Here is an 8,019-nt window from a genome sequence, read left to right on the forward strand (position 1 = left end):
ACTTACTAATTATGTTTTCAGATCAAGAATGTCCATTATGCGACAAAATGGAATTTGAATTGTTGCACAATCGAGATCGTTTTCAAAATGAGTTAAATAATTGTATTTGTAAAAATTGTGGTTTCGTAATGGTTATCCCAAGACCTACAAATGAAAGTCATGAGAATTTGTACTTGAATGGTGATTTTTCCTCAACAGCAAGAGGAAGTGAAAAACCTTCCCCTAGTAAAATCTCAAGAGCTGAATCAATCGCATTTAAGAACTATTCTAAATTGGTTGAATCTCTACCATCAAAAGATTTTGATAATATCCAAACAGTCTTGGAAATAGGTTGTGGTGCTGGTTCTTTTCTGAGACTCTGTCAAGCCGCAGGTAAAACCGTTAAGGGAATAGAACCTGATTATGTATATTCCGATTACGGCAGAAAAACATATGCCTTAGAAATAGATTCACTTTTTTTTGAAAACTATGAATGTCAAGATAAATACGATTTAATAGCAAATTTTCATGTTATAGAACATGTTAGTAATCCTAGAGTGTTTTTGCAGAAAATTTTTAATTCACTGAATGTTAATGGTATTGTATATATAGAATGTCCAACATTAGATAGTTTGTATGGTCCAAGTTTAGATCATTTCTTTTGGGCTCCACACATAAATTCATTTTCAAACAACACACTAAAATTTCTTCTAGAAGACTTAGGGTTTGAAATAATTAATTTAGAATTACATAGAGGTTTTATAAATATAATAGCTAAGAAATCAAGAAGGTTAAATTCAGCTAATTTACCTAGTAAGGAGTGCTTAAGAATCTCTAATTTAGTAAAAGAAAAAAAGTCAAATAATGATAATAGAAGTTCTATAGGTTACAAGGTCAAATATGAACTTTACAAGTTTGTTGTTAATACCAAAAGGAAATTATTAAAGTTAAAAACTGGTTTTAAATCGAGTTCAACATCGTTACTCACGGATAAAATTAGAATAGCTCATATTGGTTTACATGGATCTGGTAATACTGGTGATATCGCACTGTTTCAAGCGGTAAGAAGGGAATATGAAGTCAATTTAGGAAAGATTCAATGGTCACTAATTAATATACATTCCAATGTTGACGATAAATTAATTGAAATTTTAAATGATCATGATGCAATAGTAGTCGGTGGTGGTGGTCTATTTTTAAGTGACACAAATACTAATGAAATTTCAAATTGGCAATGGGCTATACCGCTAAATTTATATGAGAAAATTAATGTCCCATTATTCCTCCATGCAGTAGGATATAATCAATTTAGAGATCAAGATGGGTTCGCATCTTTTTTTAATCAAAATGTTCAAAAATTGGTTAATGTTTCTTCTTTTTTCGGTATGAGAAATAATGGCTCTATCAAAAAGTTCAGTAAACATATTAATAATAAAAATGAAGGAATAGTATTCCATCCCTGCCCTACGACTAATTTACAAAGTTTATTTCCTGAGTTTACTGCAAACGCTATGAATAAAACTAAAAAAACTATAGCTGTTAATATAGCTTTTGATCGTCATCATCTTAGATATGGTGAATTCAAAACTGCGGATAAAATTCTTAATAGAATATGTGATGCATTGAAGACACTTAAAAATGAAGGTTGTGAAATAATAAATTTAATTCATGGTGAACGCGATGGCGAATTTAATATATGGGCAAAAAAGAATGACCTAGAAATTTCTGAATTGAATTTAATTGGTGCATCAATACAAGAAATTTTCGAAAAATATTCAACTCTTGACTTAGTTATAGGTACTCGAGGACATGCTCAAATGATACCGTATGGTTTAAACATCAGTATAATTAGTTTAATAAGTCATGATAAATTAAAATATTTTTTAGAGGATATAGGAGAACAGGAAAGAGGTATAGAGGTGCATGATGATGAATTGACCGATATTTTGATTTCTAAATCACGTCTATACTTAAGCAATGCATCTTATGAAGATTCGAAAGCAAGGTTAGAAAAAGTGGTCAGTCGTAATTTCGAGCAAATATCTAGTAACCTTAATAAAAGTTAATAATGGATAACTGGGTCGTAATATTAGGTTCTGGTACATCAATCAGTCATTTACCATATGATTTAAAAAGATGGTTGAATAATCAACAGGTTAGAATTGCGCTTAATAAATTTGGTTATTTCTATGAAGTAGCAAATATTGAACCTAACGAATTATTCTTTTTAGACTTTCATGATGAAAACGCAAGACATTTCTTAAAACTAGCTTTAAGAAAAACAAATGATTGCGTTCATACTTATTACCTCAACTGTAATTTTAAAAAATATTTTTCAACTAATATTTTAAAATTTTGCTTAAAATTTATCCCTTTTATCATTTACAAAATCAAATATTACTTTTACACATTTATTAAAAAATCACTTAAATTATTGAGTAAAGACTTTCATGATGCTAAAGTTAAATATTTTTACATATCCGAGGTTTATAAACCGATTCTTTTGAAGAAGAATAAAAAATATATCTTTTTAAAACCTCATTCCTCTGGTTCGGTTGATAATGATTGGGCAAGAAGTTTAGATGAGCGATTGTATCACCATAGAGGATCTATTTCTACACTTTTAAATCTTATTTCAATTAAATATTCAAATCATAAAATTTTAATGCTTGGCGTGGATTTAGTAAAAGGTGGATACTTCTTTCAGAAACAATTAGACGATCATTATAGCAAGTACAACCGAGGAAGAGACTGGACATATGATAAAATGTTGAAGCAGAATAAACATTTTACCGCTATAAAATATCAGGGAACTACGATTTTTGAAGCCTTTGAATTTATGTTAGGAAATTTAAAGAATAGTAATAATGACGTTTTCGCATTTCCACACTGCAATGCCGAGATATTTGCCAAAGATGTAGAACCTTTCGACTTATCATTAATTAATGATAAATAAAATAAAATTTTATTTTAATAATAATCAGTAATGCTGAATGACTTTAATTTCAATAATTATCCCTTCATTTAATAATGGCGATCTTTTAGAGGCAACCTTGAGGTCTGTAGAACTTCAAACCTCTTCAGATTGGGAATGTATAATTGTAGACGATGGATCAACGGATAATACTGAAGCGATTGTTCGTGAGGTAAAGAATAAAAATTCTAAGTTTAGATTTTATAAGCGTCCTGAGTATCGCTTAAAAGGAGCAAATGCGTGTCGTAACATAGGCATGGAAAAAGCAAAAGGTGATTATTTGATTTTTTTAGACGGAGATGATTTAATTTCATCTGATTGTATCGAATCTAGAATAAACATGATAGATTCAGAAAATAATCTTTTCATTTTTCCAATGAGAGTATTTACTGATTCCATAGCTGATCTAGGTTATTTAGTCAATGTGAGGAAGAAGAGTGATGAAAGCTACTTAGATATGTTTTTAAGCTACAGGTCCCCATGGCCCATAACATCAATGTTAGTTAAACACGACCATTTTAATGTTAAGTTTAATGAAAAGTTACAACGTTTTCAGGACGTTGATTTCTCAATAAAATTGTTACTACAAAAGGATATTAAAATTAAAGATTTTACGGATGTTACTGCCGATTGTTTTTATAGAAAAGATCATCAAAATATAGATAAATTCTCCAATCCTGAGTTTATAGATAAGATGCTAAAATCATTTTTAATACTTATTAAGGATTTAGTCAATCTCTTAAAAGAATCATCTTTATCAAACAAAATCGAATTATTGTATCATTTCCACCACAAGATATTTGTAACCTATATTCAGTTTAAGAATGGTTTGACAAGTTCAAGGGATATACAAATACTTAGATTACTATTTAAATACCACGTAATAAATATTAAAGACTATTTAAAGTACTTTATTTTGTCAAAGAAATCATCAGGTCCTATTGTAAATATTTATTTGTCAATTAAAAAACAATTAACATAACCAAATGAAAGTAACAATAGCCATATGCACTTTTAACCGGTCATTTTATTTAAAGAAATGTATTGATGCTTTGTTACCACAATTAGGTGATCATAAGGAGAATTTAGTACTAATGATCATTGATAACAATTCAAAAGATGATACCGCAGAATTGATAGATCATTATATCAATAGTGGATTAAGAATAAGTTACTACAAGGAATTAAAACAAGGTCTTTCTAATGCAAGAAATAGGGCGATTAAAGAGTGTGATACTGAATATCTTGGCTACTTAGACGATGACGCAATTCCACATGATAATTATGTAGATAAATTAATAGAGATCATTCATGCTTATCAACCTGATTGTTTCGGAGGAATGTATTATCCATATTATGAAACTAAAAAGCCTAAATGGATTTCAGATAATTTCGGAAAAAAAACAATGCTCACTAAATCTTTTTCAAAAGTTGATCAAGGAAATCTTTCTGGTGGAAATATGTATTGTAAACTTAAGATACTACTTGAGTTAAATGGCTTTGACCCTTCAAGAGGAATGAATGGCACTAAAATCGGTTATGCAGAAGAGGATGAACTACAATTGAGAATAAGAAAGGCTGGTTACTCTATTTATTTCGATCCTCAACTGGCAATGGATCATTTAGTTGCGCCGTATAAGACTAAAATATCTTGGCACATAAAAAGAGCTTATCATTCTAATCGAAATACATTTGACACGGTTTATAAGAAATACACCTTTTTACATACCATTAAAGTGATATTTAGAATAACATTTTACAAGATTCCTCATCTAATAAAATTATGTATTAAACGTCCAGATTATTACTTTGAAAATTTTATACTTGATATTGGTACTTCTTATACTAGAGCAATAGGGCTTTATTTTAATCGGAATAAGAATTAGAAACAATCACTTTTTTAGATCTCAATTAAAACAAGCTTTAGGGTATTAACCCTAAGCTAAGTAGAAAAAGAACAATACATGCAATATATAAAACAACTAGATAGCCTTAGAGCCATAGCAGTATTACTAGTTGTGATTAGTCACTGGATTCCTAAAAAATTTATGATTCACATTCTACCTACGGGACAGGTTGGAGTGGATATGTTTTTTGTTTTAAGTGGATTTTTAATTACTGCTATATTATTCAATGCTAGAGAAAAAGCGGTACTAAAAGGAGTTACATCTAGTACAATCATAAAAAGTTTTTACATCAGGCGTGCGTTGCGCATTTTTCCTATTTACTACATTACCATAATCGTGCTCTATCAATTAGGTCCCAGCACAGGAACTGCCATAAGAGAAGCTTTTATCTATTTTGCCACTTATACGTCTAATTTTTACTTCTTCTCTATAGGTAAATGGGATGGAATAGTATCGCATTTATGGTCGCTAGCAGTAGAAGAGCAGTATTACTTAATCTGGCCATGGATTGTTTTATGGTGTAGAAAAAAATATATGCTACCCATGATTATACTGTTTATCGCTATTGGTATAGGCAGTCAGTGGCTATTAGGCGATGTGGGCAAAGCTAGAGTTCTCACTTTTACTAGCTTTGATGCCTTTGGGTTAGGATCATTACTTGCTTGGGTAATTACCTATAAAATCAATAGTTTTAAGAAATTCTATCAAATCTTATCGATCATAAGTATCGTCGTTTTTTGTTACGCGATCATGAGTTTCACCTTACAATCGTGGCATGTACTCTCCATACGTACTACAACCAGTATACTTACTTTATGGATTGTTGCTTTTATTTATAAGAACAAGGAGTCTGATAGTTATGTCTTTAACTATTTTTGGAATAATCAATTTCTGATTTTTGTAGGGAAAATTAGCTATGGGATTTATCTCTATCATTTGATTCTTCCTACATTGATCACTAGTGCATTTATAGAACCTTACTTTAATGATTATTTGATTGAGTTATTTTCTTTAAAATACCCGTTACTATTAGTGCTTATTGAGAATACCATCATCGTAATTAGCTTTTCATGGCTTTCTTATAGACTAGTAGAACTACCATTTTTATCGCTTAAAAAACACTTTCAATATGTAACGGGAACAGGAAATAATTCAAGATCTTTAAAAACAGAATAATAATTATACCTTAAGTTAACGGTAGCATCTAGAAAGTTATAGCTTTGCAATACCATCCATGAAACCACTTATCTCTATCATTATTCCGTCGTATAATAGAGCCACTTTAATTAGTGAAACCTTGTCTTCTATCGTTGCACAGACCTATGAAAACTGGGAATGTCTAGTAATAGATGATGGTAGTACAGATGATACGGTTGAGGTGGTTGCCGCTTTCGCAAAAGCGGAATCTAGAATATCCATTCACACACGACCAGCTACCTTAACTAAGGGAGCAAATGCCTGTCGCAATTATGGTTATCAATTAAGCAAAGGTGAATACATATTATTTTACGATAGTGATGATGCTATGTTACCATTTAAGCTAGAATCACATCTTACAGGTTTTAAAAAGCATCGTGAAATAGATGGATTTATTCTCAATAGTGCTTATTATAATTTTAAAACTGCAAATGCCTATAGAAAGTGGCGTCCGCAATTATGGTCTGATCATATGATAAGAGATTTTCTTTTACAAAAAGCTGGCTGGCAAACTGGAGACGTGTTATGGAAAAAAACGTCATTAGACGATTTGAGCTTTTCACAGGATTTACATAGTTATCAGGATTACTATTTTTATGCAACAGCGCTTATATCAGGAAAACGTTTTAAATACAATGATATAGTCGCTTCACACATTAGACACACACCAGCATCTATAAAGCTTACTAAAAATAGAAACACCTTACTTTCAGAATGGAAGGCTAGGTTTAATACTGTCCATCAATTATTACGTAGAAAAGTATTAGATAAAGAACTTGCCACAGCGCTACTACCATCTTTATACAATATCACAGAACAAATAGCCGCGCATAGGGAATATAGATACCTTCTATCATCCTTGATGACTATTTATAAATTAAGTGTCATCGCAAATAAACGATTTCAATTTTTTAAAATGATAATGATTATCTATCCTTTAAAATTATTATAAACTATCTTACCACGATGATTACTGTAGTCATAAGAAATAAAAATGAAGCACTAGCACTAGAAAAACTTCTAGCGCTACTTGATCGTTTTTATAAGGATGATATCCATGAGATTATCATCGTAGATAATGAATCATCTGATGATAGTGAGCAAGTGGTTCATAAATATGGTGCAACACTTATTTCTATTAAAAACTTTACTTATGGTAAGGCCCTAAACTTAGGTATATCAAAAAGCACCCAACCTTTTATAGCCTTATTAAGTGCACATGCTTATCCACTAGGCGATGACTTTTTTAAAGATAGTCTCAAGAAGTTTCAATTAGATGATAAGATTGCAGGACTGCGATATATCAATTCATTTAAAGATTATGAACGCTTCATTGAAAATGATGGTATTATTCTAGAACCTCTAGAATATGGAATGATGAATGCCTGTGCTATGATTAGAAAATCAGTCTGGCAAGAATTTAATTATGATGAACGATTAATGTTTAGCGAGGATAAACTATGGTCACAACAAGTGACAAATTATGGTTACCGTATTGAGCAAATGAGACATGCTTTTTTCTATAATGTAAAGCGTAATTCTAGTGATTTATTAGAAAGATGGAGTAATGAAACTATAGCTGGTCTCATTAATCATCAAAGACAACCTAAATCTGCCTTGAAAACGTTACTCATTTTTCTAAAAGAAATTTTATGGATAGGTCTTAAGAATTATGGAACATATGTAGTGCATGCCTTTATTAGGTTTAAAAAACGCCTAGGATTCAAAAGCAGAATTAAAGAATATCATAATCATAATGAATAATCTCACCATCGTCATACCTAATCGATCTAGAGATCTACAAATAGTTTCTAGAAGCCTAACAAGTATTCAAGAGCAATGGATAGATGGTATGCATATCATAGTAGTAGATTATGGAAGTGAGCCAGCCTATCAATTTGAATTAAATAGTCTTATTAAAGGTTTAAGTAATATAGAACTTATTCTTTGTCCTACTCAAGG

8 protein-coding genes are annotated in these 8,019 nt (G+C 30.7%); all 8 read left to right on the forward strand.

Annotated elements, in window-relative coordinates:
- The first annotated feature begins 11 nt into the window (after positions 1-11).
- Positions 12-2,045, forward strand: coding sequence for a methyltransferase domain-containing protein (locus ACTF48_RS04145; protein WP_438961880.1), 2,034 nt, complete (start codon positions 12-14; stop codon positions 2,043-2,045).
- Positions 2,046-2,047: 2 nt separating this feature from the next.
- Positions 2,048-2,935, forward strand: coding sequence for a hypothetical protein (locus ACTF48_RS04150; RefSeq protein WP_438961881.1), 888 nt, complete (start codon positions 2,048-2,050; stop codon positions 2,933-2,935).
- A 37-nt stretch (positions 2,936-2,972) separates the two neighbouring features.
- Positions 2,973-3,935, forward strand: coding sequence for a glycosyltransferase family 2 protein (locus tag ACTF48_RS04155; protein WP_438961882.1), 963 nt, complete (start codon positions 2,973-2,975; stop codon positions 3,933-3,935).
- Between the two features lie 4 nt (positions 3,936-3,939).
- Entirely contained in the window at positions 3,940-4,839 is a 900-nt protein-coding gene (locus tag ACTF48_RS04160) for a glycosyltransferase family 2 protein (RefSeq protein ID WP_438961883.1), read from the forward strand.
- A 78-nt stretch (positions 4,840-4,917) separates the two neighbouring features.
- Positions 4,918-6,036 (forward strand): acyltransferase family protein, encoded by a 1,119-nt coding sequence (locus tag ACTF48_RS04165; RefSeq protein ID WP_438961884.1) that lies wholly within the window; start codon positions 4,918-4,920, stop codon positions 6,034-6,036.
- A 58-nt stretch (positions 6,037-6,094) separates the two neighbouring features.
- Positions 6,095-7,009, forward strand: a complete 915-nt coding sequence (locus ACTF48_RS04170) for a glycosyltransferase family 2 protein (RefSeq protein ID WP_438961885.1) — start codon at positions 6,095-6,097, stop codon at positions 7,007-7,009.
- A 14-nt stretch (positions 7,010-7,023) separates the two neighbouring features.
- A complete protein-coding gene (locus ACTF48_RS04175) occupies positions 7,024-7,821 on the forward strand; it encodes a glycosyltransferase (RefSeq protein ID WP_438961886.1) in 798 nt (265 codons plus the stop codon).
- Positions 7,814-8,019: hypothetical protein (locus ACTF48_RS04180; protein WP_438961887.1), on the forward strand; the 206-nt coding region annotated here is incomplete at its 3' end. The genes ACTF48_RS04175 and ACTF48_RS04180, both read left to right, overlap by 8 nt.

This window comes from Nonlabens sp., assembly GCF_965660805.1.
Taxonomy (GTDB): domain Bacteria; phylum Bacteroidota; class Bacteroidia; order Flavobacteriales; family Flavobacteriaceae; genus Nonlabens.